This is a genomic window from Clostridium sp. HBUAS56010, assembly GCF_007115105.1.
Taxonomy (GTDB): Bacteria; Bacillota; Clostridia; order Lachnospirales; family Lachnospiraceae; genus Lacrimispora.
Genome location: NZ_SULJ01000009.1, coordinates 72,381 through 91,433 on the forward strand (window position 1 = coordinate 72,381; position 19,053 = coordinate 91,433).

Here is a 19,053-nt window from a genome sequence, read left to right on the forward strand (position 1 = left end):
ATATAGTACTATATGCTTATACCAAAAGCAAATTATAATTTTCTTAAAGAACAGATAAAATTGATACACTTCTTTTCGGCTTAGTCTCTTCCATACATATCCCTGGTATACACCTTTTCTTTAACATCATATAATTCTTCATTCCAACGATTTGCTATAATAATATCCGAAATTTTTTTAAACTCGGCCAAATCACTTATCACTTCAGATTTGAAAAAATCAGCTTCTTTCATAGCCGGCTCAAAAATCACCATTTTGATTCCTTTCGCCTTAATTCGCTTCATTACCCCTGTATGGAAGATTGCCTGAAATTATCAGACTCATATTTCAGTGTCAGACGAAAAACTCCTACCACCTCCGGGTTTTGAGCTAACACCTGCTCCGCAATAAAATCCTTTCTTGTACGGTTTGCATCAACAATTGCTCCTATAATATTATTAGGTACTTCTAAATAATTAGCCAGAAGCTGTTTTGTATCTTTTGGCAAACAATAACCACCATACCCAAAAGACGGATTATTATAAAAATTCCCAATTCTGGGATCTAAGGATATTCCTTTTATAATACGCCTTGTATCCAGCCGCCTAACTTCTGCATAAGTATCCAACTCATTAAAAAATTCTACTCGCATCACTAAATATGTATTTGCAAAAAGCCTTATAGCTTCTGCCTCTGTTGAACTTGTAAATAATGTAGGAATATCCTTCTTCTTCGCTCCCTGCTTTAGCAAAGCTGCAAATTCTCGGGCACTCTTTGAGTTATCTCCGATTGCAATTCTGGATGGATAGAGATTGTCATAAAGAGCTTTTCCTTCTCGTAAAAATTCCGGAGAAAAAATTATATGATCACTAAAATAACGTTTCCTAAGTTCCTTGATATAGCCTACAGGAACCGTTGATTTTATTATAATCAAAGCCTTTGTTGAATATATGAAAGCTAATAAAAATCTTTAATTCAAATATAATAAACATTATTATTGCACTAAATACCCATTCCTTTGTTGTCTTTTTATTTACCATTATTAATTACACCCCTTCTATACTCCTCTTTAATTTTTCTACTTTTTATCTCTAAAAAGGGCTCTTATCTAAAGTTACATTTTTAGTTTATTCAGTTTATCGACTCTTTCTGTTACTCCAACAATTATACCATCAATGTTGTAATAAAATAGTTTGTAAGTATCATCCAGCAATGTATTCTTATCATAAAAAACAAATACATAATGATTTGCATTTCCCTGATTTATTGCTTCAATATAACTATTAGTTAATGATGTCATTCTATCGGAATCTGGCCTAGACACATAAAAGGAATTAAACTGAATATTGTTTATGTAGGCATATCGACCCAAGGCATATGTCATCTTCGAATTAGAATATACTGTATCCCAAGGAACAAATACCAGCTTTTTCTTACCCTCAAAAATCAAATTCCATGAATCAGTATCTAATGTTTCCTGGTTCTTTTCCATTCCAGAAAACATAGCATGCCGTTCTTGTATCAATGGGCTCATATCTATTATCTGTACGCAACATATAATTGTAAGAATTACAACCGCCACTCTGCTTTTACTCATTCTAACGAGACCAAAGATCAGAAGTAAAAAAATCATATAAGAAACTACCCAGATAAATCGACCTGAGGCTCTGAAAATCCCTAAAACTTTCATTATAAGCTGAGGCCATTTAATGACAAATAAAATGTGATCACCAAATGTAATAGTTGGACTAAATGCCAGTACACAAAACACAAAGCATATCACACCTGAACATACAATAAATATCTTGTGATGCTTGGAAAAGAGGAATACACGTTCTCTATTTTTTAATGCCAGCAGTATATTAATTACCACCAATAATATCATACCTGTTCCCAGATATCCAAGTCCCTCACCTTGACCTTCTCCCGCGGGAAGTGTTGGGAAAAGAAGCGATATATTCATTGGGTTAAACAAGGAGTTTATATTGGCACTGTAGTACCCTAATCCCCATACATGATAATCCCCTGTTCCGCTAAACCCTCCCATAACATACAACTCAATTAGAGCAAAACAAATTGGAACGCCTACAATCAGACAGCCATTGAATATATTTTTTTTATTTACAACATATCGAACAGCATCGATAAAGCAGAACACACAGGTCATCGGCACAAAATATAAATGCGTTAGCGCTGCTACACAAAGTGTACCCGTCCAAGCCAATATCTTTACATTCAATATATTGTCTCCAAAATTATAGACCCATATAAGCATTGCCAAAATAATAATCCATTGCCCCCCCAGTGATGTATGAATATACATTCTTTGAACCACATAAGGAGATAGTACAAAAAAAATACTACCAATCCAACAATATAATTTATTCTTAGTAAATTTATATAGTAAAACTGAAGCCAGTCCCCCCATCATTGTGAAAGAAAAAATACCCCAAATCCCAAAATACTGAAAATTATTGGGTAATAAATTTCTAAAAATTTTAAATAAAAGGGCCAGTAACGGAATGGAATCCATAAAAATCACACTGATATCCAAATCAACCAAGCCGTCCATCATTCCAATTGGAAATTTCCAATCAGACTTTCTATAATATAACCATCCAAAATAATGTTGTGAAATATCTTCTCCTGAAAACAACCAATTATCATTAGTTACATTCAAAATTGTAATTCCGTAAATCAATAGGTAAGATATTGCACCTATAAAAGCTCCTCCTAACATGAGCCATAAATAATGATTATATCCCATATTATCTAAATTATTTTTCATATTCACTTGTATGATGTTTATAGAAGCAAAACACCATATCTTCCTTCTTTTTTTAATTATAGTTATAATACATTCCGATACTGTGGATTTTTGGTTTTTCCCTGTAGCTTGACTACTTGACTGGAGTGATTGCCTCTATCTTTATCTGAATTGTTTATCAGCTGGTTGTGCCCGAGCTTTGATCCTGAATACTTATTTCAATCAAGTCTAGGATGATAATCGTTCGCGGATATCACAGTATCAGACTTTATGAAAGGGAGGGACAACCTTATGAATTATATTTGGATTGATATTGCTAAACTCAACCATTTTGCCTCAGCCATATCTTTTGATGACGAAATACTCATCGGTCTTGAATCAATGGCATACTATGGCGACTACATTGTTGTCAGCTGTTTCAAAGTGTGTGTGTTGAACCCTATTAAGACGTCTTCGATGCGAAAGAATAATACTTGCAAAAATAAAACTGACATGGTCGACACATACATAATTGCTAAAACTTTAATGATGCAGGATTCCTTCAGCTTTATTTCCTATTATGACTTGAATCTGATGGATTTAAAAACTCTTGGTCTGTTTCCTTCAATAGACAAATAAGCAGCGGACACGGTTAAAAAATCACCTGACTTCTTATGTTGACCAGGCGTTCTCGGACTCCCAGTATGTCTTCAAATCTGGGCTGCATCAAAAATCTGTCTATAATCTTATTAAAAGAGGCTTCAACACCTAAAAACATTGCTTCTATGCCTATGACTCATCTTGCTCATTTGCTTTTAGTTTTCTCACACAATCACTTCAGCAAAGAAGAAGTCAAAGAGTTCTCGCACAGAAGTCTGTTGGCACTAGTGACAGTGCTCTTTCTATTAATATAACTCACTCCTTTGTACAGATTGAGTTATTGATAGAATTGAATCTGAGATGGCAGATATCATTAAATTCATCCCTTCTGTTATCTTGACCATTCCAGGTATCGGATATATTAATGGTGTAATGATACTCGCCAAAATCAATAAAATTCACCGTGAATATTCCTTATGCTTTTGAATTAGCTGTTCGTTGAAAGAGACCCAGTATAAATCATAACCTTTTGGGCTTCTAATAAGAAATAATTAAAAAGGATAATTTGCACCGTTGTAGAGGCAAGGTCTTCACAAATTCCTTGCCAAATTAAGGTAGCTCTCATTTTTTCGGAATCATGATTCTATTTATATTGCTTTAGAACAGTGCGCCTGCCATCAATCTTGCCAGAACCATCTGGAAGATACTCACTGATGAAGTTCGATTTAACTTTGATTAAGAGGTCTGAATCCCAATATCGTTAGATTCGAAAAAGCACCCTAATGAACTCTATTAAAGATACCTTTTTATACCATAAATACAAAAAATTTGCAAACTTATGCTTGACTTTTTATGGCTGATTTCCTAAATTGAATTAATCATATTTTTTAATCAACTAGAAACCTTTGACTAGATGGGAAAACTCTTTATGTTTAAATCAGTATCACTCTCTGATATATTTTGAGTGTTATCAACAATATATATTGGTCTATCTTTTATTTCCATAAAAATAATTCCTAAGTACTCTCCAATTATGCCTATAAGAATAAACAAAATGGCAAACATAAAACATATTACGATAATAATAGTTGCATAGCCAGCAGGTGTCCCTTGTACCACCTTAGAGTAAATGGTATATATCATTAACAGTAAACCAGCCACGCCAGATACAAGACCGCACATTCCGGCAGATTTTAGCGGAATATTCGAAAAACCAAGAAGTGCGTTAATAGAAAAAGCAATCAATTTTTTAATGTTATACTTGCTATGACCCGCAGCACGTTCCTTAGCCTCATATTCAATTGCAGTCTTTTTGAAGCCAATGCTTTGAACATATCCTCTCAAAAACCTTACTTTTTCTCTATACTCCAGCTTGATTACTTTTGCTGCTCTCCTACTGATGGCAAAAAAATCCGAGGCATTATTTTCAAATTGAACTGAAGAAAGCATATTTAGTACCTTATAAAATAATTCTGATGTTATGTTTTTTATTAGACCTGCTGATTTATTTTTTGTTCTAACCATACTTATAACTTCGTATCCTTGCTCAAATCTATCAATAATTTCAGGAATCAATTGCACTGGATGTTGCAAATCAGCATCCATACATACTATACCATCCCCAATACTATATTCAATCCCAGCAAGCATAGCTGCTTCATGCCCAAAATTGCGTGAAAAATTAATCACCTTTATATCCATATTTTTGTCCGCTATCAAAGCCAGCTTTTCTCTGCTTCTATCGCTACTTCCATCGTTGACAAATACAATCTCGTATTCCCACTTACAGCATTCTAATATGCTACTGATTTCTCTATAGAAATTATCTAACATTTCTTCTTCATTAAAAACAGAAACTACGATAGATATTTTATTGACCATAACTTGCCTCCCTAAATGATTAAATGTTGAAATATCAAGATTATTTTATAATATCACTGCTTTAAATCAAATTCTCTATTCTTTCAATTCATATGTAATCATATACTACTATTATAAGCAGTATTTTTAATTAAACATTGAATAGGTAAACGCCACTAGAGAAGCAAACTAAAATATGGATGACCCGCTAATAATAGTATATGTTTTTTGATTTTTCTACGAAAATCTATACAGTAGTTTACTCATTTTTTTCAATTAATACTTTGTAAATACTTCTAGAAATAACCTCTTTACTGCAATAATTTTGAACATATCTTCTTGCGCTACTAACCAACTTAGTTAAGTCACTATTAATAATAGACTCAATTAAATCATTTAATTCTTCCACACATACATTATGCTTTAATTTAATTACGGCAGAATCAGGTAATTCGCTAAACCAACCAATGTCTGTAACAACACAAGGCTTATTCATATACATACACTGAACTAAAGTAGAAGAAGATTCTCCATTATATGGATACCTTAAATTCATTATTAAATCACAAGACGCTATAGCTTCAAAAAAACTAATATTTTCTAAAAAACCTGTTTTTATTATGTATTTACTTTGTAACTGATCAACGTAATTTCCATCCCCCACCATCACATAATAAATTTTTGTTTTATGACTTTTATTGTATTCATTAACTGCCAAACATACTATTTCATTCTGCTTGGACGGGCTAATAAAACCAATCGATCCAATAATAAAAGCATCCGAATCGATATTATATGCTTTTTTTAAATAGTTTGTTTGACATTTATCTATACTTTCTTCATCTTTTATTGTATTAATCAGATTTATTTGAAATGCACTTTTATCATTATAAACCTTTTCTACCTTTTTTTTAGTATAATTAGAATGAACAAATATACCTTTTGATTTTTCGATAACTTCTTTATTTAAAGGTAAGAAACTGGAAATGCCTTTATGAAGCAGCAAATCATTTATTTTAATTTTTTTCATGTTATCTTTAATGATTTGAATTCCATCTACTCCCTCCATTTCATAAATTTTTTGAAAAACAACATCTTTTTTTTCATAATAACCAATGGTTAAATAATATAATACAAAATCATGTAAAATCACATAACCAGGATATTTCATTATCATATCATACATGTAGCAATGATATTCTGGATTATTTCCAAAATTATATAATATATAATCATAATCAGTAATGTTACTGCACTCACTAAACCTAATTATTTTAAATTGTTTTTTTAAATTCTTATTTTTCACTTCATAATTATCTACTATCAAGGTTATATTAAAATAATAAGATAATCCCTCTACTAATGTTTCACTATATTCACTTATTCCGCTTTTTTTAGGCCAAAAGGGACTTGCGTATAATAAAGTGGGTTTTTCCATATAGATTCTCCTATTTTAATAGTTTATTTATAACATAATCCCAATCAATGTTTTTTTCTTTAAGGGATTGAAATCCATTTACTCCCATTGTTTGAGCCAACGATCGATTTAAAAAAAGTGTATCTATTTTTTCTGCTAATATCATAGGATCCTCGTCAATAATATATCCATTTACTTTTTCAGTTATAAATTCTAGAGGACCTCCTGAATCCTTATGAACAATTACTGGTTTCTTTGAAAAAAAGCTCTCAAGAGTAATGTAACCATAGTCTTCATCATAAGCTCCAAAATATACAGCCAAGCACTTTGCGTAATAATCAATCTTCTCTTGCTCTGATATATAACCTGTCATTGTAACCTTTTCATGTAAATTATATTTATCAATTAATGTACTAATATAATCTAATTCACTTTTACTCCCTGTTCCAGCAATGATAAATTTAACTGGTGTTTTTGTATATCTCGCTGACTCAACTAAAAGACGTTGACGTTTCATTGGATCAATTCTGCTTGCATAAAACACAAAATCCCCATAACTATCACAATGCATTTTATCATAATTCAGTGGCGGATGATATAAAGCTTCTGCTTTAATACCATTATACTTCATAAGCCTATTTGCGGTATTCTGAGCATTAGTATAAACTTCTTTGGCTTCTGAAATATACTTGCTGTCATGCTTTATAATCATGTCACGAATAAATTCTCCTTCGGGAAAATTATGCAAATCTCCATATGGTGTATTCCATAAATCATAAGCTTGTCTATGTTGATGTAATAACCAAAGAACCTTATTTTCATGTTTTACATAAAATGCTGGAAACTTCATTGCTATTACTCTATCTATTTTTTCACCATTTACTTCCGTCAAATCCATAGTTCTTCCCATAAGCATACAATCTAAAAGTGTCGAAGTCGGATACCATTTAAACGGAATGGTAACAATATCTGCTTGATGTCCTCTTTTCATTAATTCTGCTTTTAACATTTCTGCATGAATCTCAGCACCTCCTCTTATAAAAGGGACTTGTACCATTGCAATTGCAATCTTCATAATTTTACCTCCATTCTATTTTCCAGAATGTTTTTAAACCTTTCTAAAATTCTAGTGTAGGTAAATCTCTCATTATAATTTCTTAATCCATACTCCCGAATAAAATTTTTATACTTATAATTTTTATAGAGTATATTTATCGCAGCAGAATATTTCATTATATTATCATCTAAAATTATCTGATTTTCCCCCAATGTTTCAGGAAGTGCACTTATATTTCGTGCTATCACAGGTAATTGAAAAAATTGTGCCTCAGGAATAGGAACACAAAATCCTTCATGTTCACTTACGCATAAAAAGAAATCACTACCTAAATAATAGGATATTAATAAGGAATCATTAATTTCCCCAATAAACTCAATATTATTTTCCAATCCATAAGCAGTTATTTTACTAGTTATTTCCCGATTATATTCTTTTAAACCATCATCAAATTTTCCTATAATTCTTAGTTTAATATTTGTATCAAAATTTATACAATAATTATGTACAATGTCTAACAAAAAAAGGTGACCCTTATTAGGTGCAATTCTTCCAACAAATAATAAGTTGATTTTATTGTCTTGCAGAAGACTTTTTAAAACTCCTTCTTCTGGTTTTCCTTTGGCCCACTTTTCTATTTTATTAAAAGGAGGACAAATTTCAATTCTCTTTTTTTCTACATCTATTATATCTTCTGCATTATAATTTGAATCCACTAACCATATAGCATTTTTAAACTCACGTGCAAGTCGTCTTGTTTGCTTACGGCCTTTATCACACTGTTCATAATGGAATAAATTATACTTCAAAAAGAATATTGGAGGAGTAATATTATGATACCTAATGATTACCCTTCCCTTATGTCTTTTTAATATTTCTTCGCCTTCTTCCCAATATACGCTATGATGATATATAATCAAACTATTTAAATCATTCAAAATATCATTTAATTCTTCTTTTTCAATATATAGGAGAGTATTATTAAACCTATTTTGGGAATACACCTTACAATCATTATTTTCATTTAATATATAAAACATTCCTTCTATATCGTTACCAATAGCATCATGCTTAGTAACGGTCTGATGCATTAATATAATTTTCATTTTTTCACCGCCAATATTGAATATGCTTGCTCCATATTAAATCTATATATTATATCTTTAATTGGATCATTATCTTTATACTCATATGGTATAAAATCAAGGGGATATAATAATACCTTTTCCACAACCTCTAATCCGCATTCATTAATAAAAAAAGCTAATAATTCAGGAGGAATAGGCTTATTATGCGTTGGATCTAAATGAAAATAGTACGATGATATAAGTATATTTTGAGGATTTGGAGTTTCAACAATAAACATTCCTCCCTTTTTTAAAACACGTTTACATTCTATAATTAATTCTACTAAAAATTCCATATGCAAATGTTCAACCATATGAAATGATGTCAGCAAATCTATGGAATTCTCAGGTTGCTTTTTCAGATAACTTAATGCATCATTTTCTTCAATTCTAATATCAGGAAATAGCTCTTTAACTTTTCTAATTACAAATGCATTACTATCAACCCCTTGAGCCATATATCCACTTTCATTTAATAATTCAATCCATTCGCATTCTCCACATCCTAAATCTACTACTTTCAGTTCTTTTTTGGATTTATTTTCAAACCATTGATTTATTTTATCAATGTAAATTCTCGCTCTACTCTTTACTTCTTCTCTAGAATCAGGCATAAGCTTTTCATTATAATGTAAATAAAGTAAATTCATAGCGTTCTTTTCCAATAGTCTTTTTTTTTCTAACTGTTTTTTCAAAGAGTCTTGATCATTTATAAACTTTTCGACTTCATTAACCTTTCTTCCTATATCATTTTCTCTTAATTTAATAACACCTAATTCTTGTTCAACCTTCTTTAATATTTGGTATTCTCTATAAACTTTTGGTAATAAAACTATACTAACCAGTATTTGTACAACATATCCTATAATAGGAATTTTATAAATAAATTTTTTTATAGTTAAATAATTTTTTTTTCTCTTAATACCTTTGACATGGATATTTAATAATTTCATTTCACTAGAATTTGCAATACTATCAATTAAGTAAACTTTAGCATCGTTAGATTGAAATATATAAGTTAAGGCATTTCTTTTCGCCTCGGGATCAACTTCTCTTAAAAGTAAACTTCTATATAATACTTCAATGAATTCTTCGCCTTCAAATTTTAACAATTCTTTTGAATCTATTATATTACTATTATAAACAGTCCCAATAATTCTTTTAAGTATTAATCTAATCCACTTTTCATAAAAGCCAATTTTTTTTAATCGATTGTCGATTTTTCTAAGATATATCAATATATTAGATTTACTTATTGAACTGAGTTTTATATAAGTTTTAGGTTTTATATAATCCTTGTTATCAACTAAATCTTCTGCCATTCTATTAATCTGTGTTAAAATTTCTTCTATTGATATTTCATTATCTTTATTATCTATGTCTAAATCCGCTAAATCTCTAATCTTTTTCCGTTTGCTTTGAAGCACATTATCCAAATCAATATTTCTCATCACATTCCTCCACAAAAGCCCATGTATGGTCTATTCTAGAAACGCCAATATCATTAATCACTGAATATATTTGAATTTTATATGCCTCTTTAAAATAATCTATTGGAGTACCAACATCAGTTTCTATTGCAAGATCAATACTATACTCTCCAGGTAATAGCCCAATATGATTTAGCGAAATTTTACAATAGCCATCTTTTGACAAATTGAATCCTTTTATATTATCAATGAATGTATTTGTGCCATAGCAATGTATTCCATCACTTCTATAAATTCCAATTCCAACTACAGCATTATTGACAGTTTTCAAAACTTTATAATTGAACCTTATTAAAATATCTTCACCTGTGCAAAAGACATTTCTTGGAATATTATCTTTATCAAGTGACAATATTTCTTTAATTCTTGCATAACCATTCCCCCATCTTTGTTTCTGGTCTTCTGTTGGATCAGAATTCTTATACTCTGGATCTCCATTCTCTATTTCGATTTTTTCTTCAATTTTTTTATTATTTTTAAGTACTTCTATAGTCTTATCTCTTTTCTTTCCCATAAAATCCATATATGCAAAATGAACATCTCTTGGTGGTCCCGCCTGTATTACTATACCATCTTGAATCCAAATCGTACGATCACATATCTGTTCAATCTGCCCTAATGAATGTGAAACAATGACAATTGTAGCTCCATTCGCTTTAATTTCTCTTAACTTATTAAAACATTTCGCTTGAAAATTAGCATCGCCTACTGCAAGTATTTCATCAATTAACAAAATATCTGCATCCACATTAATTGCTATAGAAAAGGCCAGCCTCATATACATTCCAGAAGAATATGTTCTTACAGGATTATCAATAAACTGCTCCAGTTCTGAAAAAGCTATAATATCATTTAATCTCTCATCTATTTCTTTCCTTGTCAGGCCAAAAATAGAAGCATTGGTATATATATTCTGTCTGCCACTCATATCCGGGTGAAATCCTGCACCTAATTCAATCAAGCTAGAAATCCGCCCCCTCATTTCAATGATTCCAGAATCAGGATACATAATTTTAGTCAATAGCTTTAAAGTAGTACTCTTCCCACACCCATTATGACCAATTAACCCGATAGCTTCTCCCTTTTTCACCTCAAAACTAATTTTTTTTAAGACTTCCCGCTCTTCATACTTTCTTCGTTTACTAAACAAAAGTAATTCCTTTAATGTCCTTCCTTTATCCAGAAATACCTTGAACCGTTTAGTTACATTATGAACCTCTATTGCATTTTCTAGCCTCATTACAATTCCTCCACAAAATGTCTTTTCAGTCTGGAAAACACCACCATCCCCACAACTAATAATACCATGCCCAAACACACGGCATGTACTAATGTCCCCAATTCCGGCACCTTTTTGTAATATAGAATATCACGATAAGCCACAATTACAGGTGTCATTGGATTCAAATAAAAAATAGTCCGAAATTGATCTGGAACCATGTCTACAGAGTACATCACAGGAGTCAAAAACTGCCATGCCATAGTAACAATTCCCAAAATATATTCTACATCTCTTAAATATACAGTCACTGCTGAAGAAATCATGGCAAAGCTTAAAGCAAGAATATATTCAATAATCATAATAACAGGAAGATACAAAAGAGCGATTAGGTTAATTCCTTTTCCTGAAACAATTAATACTCCAAAAATCACAAAAAAGCTTAAAAGCATATTTATAAACTGACTTGTTACAAATGCTATCGGAAGAACTTCTCTTGGAAAATAAATTTTTTTAACCATTTCCTTTTGGGACCAGATGCAACTGGAACCACCGGAAAGAGAGGTGCTAAAAAAAATCCAGGGTATTAATGCAACAAAAAGAAATAAATAATAGTCTTCTATCCCGCTTCGCATAATAACTGAAAATACCATTGTATATACACCTAGTTGCAACAACGGATTTATAAATGTCCATAAAAAACCTAATGCAGACCCCTTATATCTTCCATTTAAATCTCTACGAACTAGGCTAAATATCATTTCTCTGTAAGCATATAGCTCTTTTATTGTCTTCATAGTGCTCTTATCCTTCTATAATTCAATTAATTTTCTATATTTTCCAATGGTGTTATCCCAGTTGTAATATTCACTCACATACTGCTTTCCTGCAATGCTCATTTTTTTATATTTCATTTCATCTTGATACAACACTTCTATATCATCTGCAAATTGCTCATATGTTTTATAAGTAAACCCTGCCCCACTTTTCTCACAATGTCCTGCCAGAACAGAACATGCTCCATTTACCACCACAGGAACACCACTTGCCAAAGCTTCCAAAACGGCCAAGGATAAACTCTCATGCTCTGACGGCATAATCAATGCTCTAGCACCAGCTATTGCTGATCCTTTTTCTTTTTCACTTAAAAATCCCAAGCAAATAATTTGTTCATCCACAGGTTTTTCCATCATCATTTTACCTACAACAATTAATTTTAAATCTTTCTGATACTGGTTATTATACTTGGTAAAATACATAAACAACTCATCACATTTCTTACTTGTATCAACTCTGCCTACATAAATGATATAATTTGTATTAATCCCATACTTTTTTCTAAAATCTTCACAATCTACTTTTTCAGGTATATCGATACCTGATCCGGCAATTATATTAGGCACATTATGATTTTCAAAAAGCTGTTCAGCAAATTTTCTTTCTTCCTCTGTCAAATATATAATTCCCTTTGGAGATTTAAATATCTCTTCATATACACTGAAATAAATGCAATACTCGTCATGTGCAGTAGGTACTAATATTGCCTTTTTTGCCACCTCTGGCAGCCCCACCGCCGTTGTATAATACAAATATGTCACAAAAATAAATGTATCAAAATGATCTTTATTTTTTTTAATGTATTCTATTAATTGGGGGCAATAGGGACCCTGTAATTTAATCCACATAGGTTCCAATAATTTATTAAGATTCGGAAAAAGCTGAACCATTTTATTAATAACTTTAAATAATATTATATTGCGTATTTTTTCCACCTGGAATCGATGAACTTTTACACCATTTTCATCCATAACACCTGCTGGATAATACGGTTTCCATTTATCATAATTCAAAGCAGTCGTTGTTAACACCTCAATATCGTAATATTCCTTAAGATGCTCAGCCAGCTTTTTTGTATAATATTCCGACCCTCCATTAACTTCCGTCCCATATCGTTGATTTATAATAGCAATTTTCTTTTTCATATTCATTGCTCCTTATAAATACTACTAATTCTTTTATTAATTATTTTCACCGCATTTGACATGCTAAGTTTTTTTTCAATATAATCTTTTGCTTTATCTGAAAGTATATGGTAAAACTCTGAATCATCGTATAACCTTCGCATATAATCTGCTCCCTGTTTTTCATTCGGTTCTGCCCAGCGATTCCCTTTCTTAAACGAACCAAAATCTTTGTTCAAAGTTATCAGCTCCGCATCCACCATACATGCCGTTTCTTTTGTCATGAATTCGGTGTTTGATGACCAATTTGTGGCAATCGTTGGCTTTCCCAATAACATTGCTTCCGCAAGAACCAAACCAAACCCTTCTGCCCTATGCAAAGACACAACCACATCCACGCAGTATATCAGTTCATTCACTTGCTGCCTTTCCAAAATTTCAATAATAAAATAGACATTTTTATGTTCTGGAAGCATAGAACTAATCAGATCAATTTCTTTCTCTGAAGGATTATTAATCTTGATTACCAACCCCACATCTTCTTCCTTAGAAAACGCCATTTTAAAAGCTTCAATCACCGCCTTAGGATTCTTTCGTTCTGTCATACTTGTCCGATCATACATCATTAAATACAAAAACTTGTCTGTCGGCAAACCAAATCTTTTTCTGTAATCATTTTTACCCTTTTCCGGGATTGTTAAACTCACATGGTAAGGGATCGTCACTACCTTTAAATCTGTTTTCTTTTGAATGCAGTCAGATATAAATTTTGAAGGTGTCCAGATCTCGTCCATACAATGAAAACAGGGAACCCATTCATCAGGGAAATCCTCAAGTTCCCATAGCCAAAAGCCAATATTATACCTACCGTTCCAAATTTTATTATGAGCCTGTTGAAAAGCCAGTCCCAGTTCATGGGGATTGATATGAATCAAATTAATATTGTATGGTAACTCACTGCTAATCTTACTTTCATATTGCTGATAATTGCCTTCAGACATAGTTCCCAATTGATCATACTGATAAATAGAATACGGAATACCAGATGCCTCTAATTCATCTGCCACCAGCCTACAGCTTTGTCCCAATCCAGTTTCAGCTCTAATATTCCCTATAAGATTAATTCCATCTTTGAATTTCTTTCGGTCAAATGGTTCTATGTTAATCCTTGAAATTTTTTGAAAACTTTTTTTTATCATATTTCCTTTTATTCTTTTTAAAAAATCATAAGGAAATATCTTTAATAATATAGGCTTCCATTTCATTGTAATACTTAATATCTTATTTGAAATATTCATAATCAACCATCTTTCAACAAGCTCTCATATAACTCCATTATTCGATTCATCATAACACCCATTGTATAGTTATCCTCCAAGCGCTTTCTTGCAGCATATCCCATCTCATATCTCTCACAAGGGTGTTCTACCAACCACCGCATGGCATCGCGTAATTGCAATTTATTCCCAGGTTCCACAGTCAATCCAGTAATCCCATTCAAACTAACCTCCGGGACTCCGCTGGGCAGGTTTGTATTAATTACAGGCTTCCCATATGCCATAGCCTCCAACTGCACGAGTCCAAAAGCTTCACTCTTTGCTATAGAAGGTAAAACAAATACATCACATTTAGAAAATTCGCTATATAATCGTTTTTCTTCTACTTTCCCTAGAAAATGAACATGCTCTGACATTCCATGTTCCTTTATATAAGCTTTTAAATCATTCTCTCTATCACCGCACCCAATTATAGTTAATTCAGCATTCTCTACACTTTCAAAAGCATTGATTAACACATCTACACCCTTGTAATATACAAGCCTTCCAACGAACAAAAACCTGGCATATTTTTGCATATTAGGTTTAGCCTGATTCAAATATTCTTTCCCCATTTGTTCAATCTTTTGATTAACAGCAAAAGGAATAGTAACACACTTATCTTCATAAGGCTTTAAATAGGAAGAGCCCTTTATCACTCCATCAGCCCCGATAATTATGGCATCAGCCCGTTTTAAAAATCGCTCCATAATTGGTCTGTATATAATCATTAACTTTTTTTGTTTCACAACATCACTATGCCAATACAATACAACTTTACCATGATAACCAGAAAGCAAACACGCAAGATCGCCAAGAGGAAACGGGGCATGGAATTGAAGAATATCCTGATTTCTTGATTTATTCCGAAGTTTTAAAAAAAAGCTTAAAGATATAGGCATAGAGAATAGAATACCAAAACTTCCACAACGCTGTACCTCCACTCCATTAACTTGTTCCGTAACTCCATGTCCTTTTGGCTGACACACCAAAACACTCATTTCAACTTTGTCTTTCAATCCTTCCGCTATATGTTGAACCGTCCGCTCTATTCCTCCAATATCTGGATAATATAATTTATTAACCTGTAATATTTTTATCTTCTTCACTATATTCTCCTGGGACTAATGTAGCAGTCGTTTGTCCTTCCGCTATCCCTTCTGTGCTATCCTTCATGAATATAACCTTTAACGTCATTAGTATCAACTTTAAATCTAATAGAAATGAATGATTTTCTATATACATTAAATCCATTTTCAGCTTATCATAGGGTGTTGTATTATATTTTCCATAAATCTGAGCATAGCCCGTTAATCCGCCCTTTACCTTTAGCCGATAATCAAATTCTGGCATATACTCCCGATATTCTGCAGCTATTTGGGGCCGCTCAGGTCTTGGTCCCACAAGAGACATTTCCCCTTTGAGAATGTTAAACAACTGTGGTAACTCATCAATACGGGTTCTCCTTATGATTTTTCCAATTGGGGTTATTCGAACATCCCCTTCTGCAGATAAACGCGCAATCCCGTCCTTTTCCGCATTCATAATCATACTACGAAATTTATAAACATCAAACTCCATTCCTCCCATAGTGAGGCGAGTTTGTCTGTGAATAATTGTTCCTCCGTCATACAGTTTAATTAGAATAGTTGTAATTAACATAATTGGAGAAGTAATTAACAACAATAGGACGGATAAAATAATATCTGTTATACGTTTTAAAAACTTTTCTTCAAACGTAAAACCATTATTTCTAGACAAAAGTAACGGAGTATCAAATATATGAATATCGTCAGATCCTCTAAGAATTATATCAGAAATTTTAGGGGATAGATATGTCCGAATAGACTTTTCAAAACAATATTTCATTATTACATTTCTATATTGAGAAGGTATATCGCCAATTATAACTGCTTCATAACCCTTAAGCCTTTCAAATATGTAATCCATCCCTTTTTTTATATTCACTGTCTCGCAAATATTGTATTTATCCTCTCTTGTATCAATTTTGGTCTTTAAACCAAATACTGATCTTTCACCGTAGACTAATATCATTTTCTTCGGTGGAAACATCATACTATAAAACCGTTGAAATACGTTCGTCCAAATAGTAATTATAAGAATTTGAATAAAAGTCAGTAGAATAAGAGGAACTCCATTTACAAAATGTCGATCAAGTAAGCATATCTGCAAATATGTAACTGCATTCACACATATAGTCGATAAAACTTGAGAATATACAATATCGGCCTTTTTTAAATACCCTACTTTGAAGCCTCCATAGGTATTGGTAAAGGAAAAAAACAATGCCCCATATAATGATGCCATCAACCAATTCCCTTTTCGAAAAAATGGTAATTCAATATTGCTATTGTAATATTGTAACCATACAATCCAAAATATAATCATATGAAGTAAAATTGATGTCGCCAAAAAAAAGCATTTAATAATTCGTTTAAACTGTTCTTTTTGATTCATAATTGTTTTAACCTCTTCTTATTGCTTTAACTCCAAGACTTTTATTAGTATAACATATTTAATCGACTTAGTACAATCTTCTCCATAACAAAATAGGATGTTATTATTTAAGAATTTATGAATATTTTACCTTATAAAAAATCAAGATAACCAATGAATACCATAATATCCATTATTTATCTTGATTTTTATTTTTCTAATTATTTGTTATTCCTCTATAGATTTGGAAGTATATCTGGTTTTCTTCGCTGCCATGATACCTAGCAGAAGCCAAAAAACAGGTGTTGTTATTGGTAAGTTAAGATTAACAACTGCTTGTATACTATAACTAATAACGGCAAACGCAATAGCCAATATATAAGAATTGTTTCTATTATGTTTTAATGTATCCAATATATTGCTAATAATAAAAACTAAATAAGACGTCAATCCAGCAACACCAACTGTAATCAACAAATGTAAATACTCATTATGTGCACTGTCAAACAATTCTTTATAAGGATTATTTGCAGTTCTTTGCAAAATAAATATGCCAAACGTTTCTGGACCAAAACCAATTATCTTCTTAAAAATAGATAAACCAGAAAAACGTTCCATTGCATTTCTCCAAATATATCCCCGATGTGTTCCCCAATCATCATTGAACACAAAATACGCACTTAAACCACCATACTTTGTAGAATTGCCCAAAATATTTATATCATAATAAATATAAAGTATACCTAGTAAAACAGCCACCATAACAAAGATCCAAATACATTTAAATGTATTTCCATATACTTTATCTCTATTACCAAATTTGGTATCTATAGCTTTCTCAATACAGATAGCTGCCCATAAAGCAATCACTATGTAATGTAACCCCGAGAAGCCAATAACCATGTTAAAAGCACTATCAATACCTAATACCCTATCACCCATAAACAAATTTATCCAATCAATGCATTGTATAACAGTAAAAAATGTTGTTATAATTATCAAATATTTTCGCATTCCATTTTTACTAGAAAAAAGAATAAATGGCAACAAGCAAAATAATGATGCTAAACTGAGATATGCATTATCACTAACTCCCATTATAATTGCAAAAAAACTAATAACCATACAAATATAATAAATAACAGATTGTTTTAACTCTTTACTTAAAGAAAATAATACCGTTGAAATTGCTACAATAATCCCCACATAAGCAGTATACGTATTGATATTGCCAATAGTTGAAGTAAAAATTGCTCTTTGTCCTGCGACCATTGGAGCCTTGAATTTAAAAATATCTAATTTAAAATAATCTGTAATACCAAATAGACATATAAATATACCCGCCGCAATAATTATATTAATATCATTTTTTTTGAACTCCCAGAATTTACTAACACAAAAATACGATAGAACATACCATGTAATTAAAAATAACCCTGTAAATCTGCCTTCATTTCCCCAAAAAGATTCAAATACAAAATCCGATGTTATTGTTGACAGAATAGTAATTAAATAAAAAGCTAATACTGAATAATCTGTTAGAGTTAAATTTTCAAAAGCTTTATTTAATAAATCCTTATCTACAGATTGAATTATCTTGTACCTCTGCAAAATAACGCAAATGACTAGTATTATAATCATAGTAATAGTACAAATGCAATAAAAATAATATTTGGAAATAAGAATATCAAAATACTTATTTCTAACAAACAATGGAAGCCCTACACCTATAAATATGACATATACCCTCATAAATAAAGCAACCAAAGAATTACTTCGATGGACACCACAACTATTTTTATTTAACTCCGCCACAGCTATTCT

At 31.5% G+C, this 19,053-nt stretch carries 14 protein-coding genes and 1 pseudogene; 1 reads left to right on the plus strand and 14 read right to left on the minus strand.

Translation table 11 applies throughout. The annotated features are described in order from the left end of the window. Positions 1-80: 80 nt before the first annotated feature. Positions 81-916, minus strand: a pseudogene (locus FAY33_RS14055) (nucleotide sugar dehydrogenase); the annotation flags it as partial. A gap of 177 nt (positions 917-1,093) precedes the next feature. Continuing rightward, complete coding sequence (locus FAY33_RS14060; RefSeq protein ID WP_143321865.1) at positions 1,094-2,767, minus strand: DUF6311 domain-containing protein; 1,674 nt, start codon at positions 2,765-2,767, stop codon at positions 1,094-1,096. Between the two features lie 270 nt (positions 2,768-3,037). Between FAY33_RS14060 and FAY33_RS14065 the strand changes: the two genes are divergently transcribed. After that, entirely contained in the window at positions 3,038-3,364 is a 327-nt protein-coding gene (locus tag FAY33_RS14065; protein WP_185967643.1) for a transposase, read from the plus strand. Between the two features lie 870 nt (positions 3,365-4,234). Here FAY33_RS14065 and FAY33_RS14070 read toward each other — a convergent pair. The 12 genes from FAY33_RS14070 to FAY33_RS14125 form a co-directional block, all read right to left on the minus strand. Continuing rightward, entirely contained in the window at positions 4,235-5,206 is a 972-nt protein-coding gene (locus tag FAY33_RS14070; protein WP_143321867.1) for a glycosyltransferase family 2 protein, read from the minus strand. 238 nt (positions 5,207-5,444) lie between these two features. After that, on the minus strand, positions 5,445-6,623 hold the full coding sequence (locus FAY33_RS14075) for a hypothetical protein (RefSeq protein ID WP_143321868.1): 1,179 nt from the start codon (positions 6,621-6,623) through the stop codon (positions 5,445-5,447). 10 nt (positions 6,624-6,633) lie between these two features. Next, complete coding sequence (locus FAY33_RS14080) at positions 6,634-7,677, minus strand: glycosyltransferase family 4 protein (protein WP_143321869.1); 1,044 nt, start codon at positions 7,675-7,677, stop codon at positions 6,634-6,636. Then, a complete protein-coding gene (locus FAY33_RS14085) occupies positions 7,674-8,765 on the minus strand; it encodes a glycosyltransferase (protein WP_143321870.1) in 1,092 nt (363 codons plus the stop codon). Before FAY33_RS14085 ends, FAY33_RS14080 begins: the two co-directional genes overlap by 4 nt. Further along, positions 8,762-10,237, minus strand: a complete 1,476-nt coding sequence (locus tag FAY33_RS14090) for a class I SAM-dependent methyltransferase (RefSeq protein WP_143321871.1) — start codon at positions 10,235-10,237, stop codon at positions 8,762-8,764. Before FAY33_RS14090 ends, FAY33_RS14085 begins: the two co-directional genes overlap by 4 nt. Continuing rightward, complete coding sequence (locus FAY33_RS14095) at positions 10,224-11,516, minus strand: ABC transporter ATP-binding protein (protein ID WP_143321872.1); 1,293 nt, start codon at positions 11,514-11,516, stop codon at positions 10,224-10,226. The genes FAY33_RS14090 and FAY33_RS14095 overlap by 14 nt, the downstream gene beginning before the upstream one ends. Then, positions 11,516-12,292: an ABC transporter permease gene (locus tag FAY33_RS14100; RefSeq protein WP_143321873.1), complete on the minus strand. Its 777-nt coding sequence runs from the start codon at positions 12,290-12,292 to the stop codon at positions 11,516-11,518. The genes FAY33_RS14095 and FAY33_RS14100 overlap by 1 nt, the downstream gene beginning before the upstream one ends. A gap of 15 nt (positions 12,293-12,307) precedes the next feature. Next, positions 12,308-13,477, minus strand: coding sequence for a glycosyltransferase family 4 protein (locus FAY33_RS14105; protein WP_185967644.1), 1,170 nt, complete (start codon positions 13,475-13,477; stop codon positions 12,308-12,310). Positions 13,478-13,479: 2 nt separating this feature from the next. Continuing rightward, positions 13,480-14,754, minus strand: a complete 1,275-nt coding sequence (locus tag FAY33_RS14110; RefSeq protein ID WP_143321875.1) for a glycosyltransferase — start codon at positions 14,752-14,754, stop codon at positions 13,480-13,482. 2 nt (positions 14,755-14,756) lie between these two features. Further along, on the minus strand, positions 14,757-15,881 hold the full coding sequence (locus tag FAY33_RS14115) for a glycosyltransferase (RefSeq protein ID WP_143321876.1): 1,125 nt from the start codon (positions 15,879-15,881) through the stop codon (positions 14,757-14,759). After that, entirely contained in the window at positions 15,853-17,250 is a 1,398-nt protein-coding gene (locus FAY33_RS14120; RefSeq protein WP_143321877.1) for an exopolysaccharide biosynthesis polyprenyl glycosylphosphotransferase, read from the minus strand. Before FAY33_RS14120 ends, FAY33_RS14115 begins: the two co-directional genes overlap by 29 nt. 207 nt (positions 17,251-17,457) lie before the next feature. Next, positions 17,458-19,044: an O-antigen ligase family protein gene (locus FAY33_RS14125; RefSeq protein WP_243126761.1), complete on the minus strand. Its 1,587-nt coding sequence runs from the start codon at positions 19,042-19,044 to the stop codon at positions 17,458-17,460. Positions 19,045-19,053: the final 9 nt, after the last annotated feature.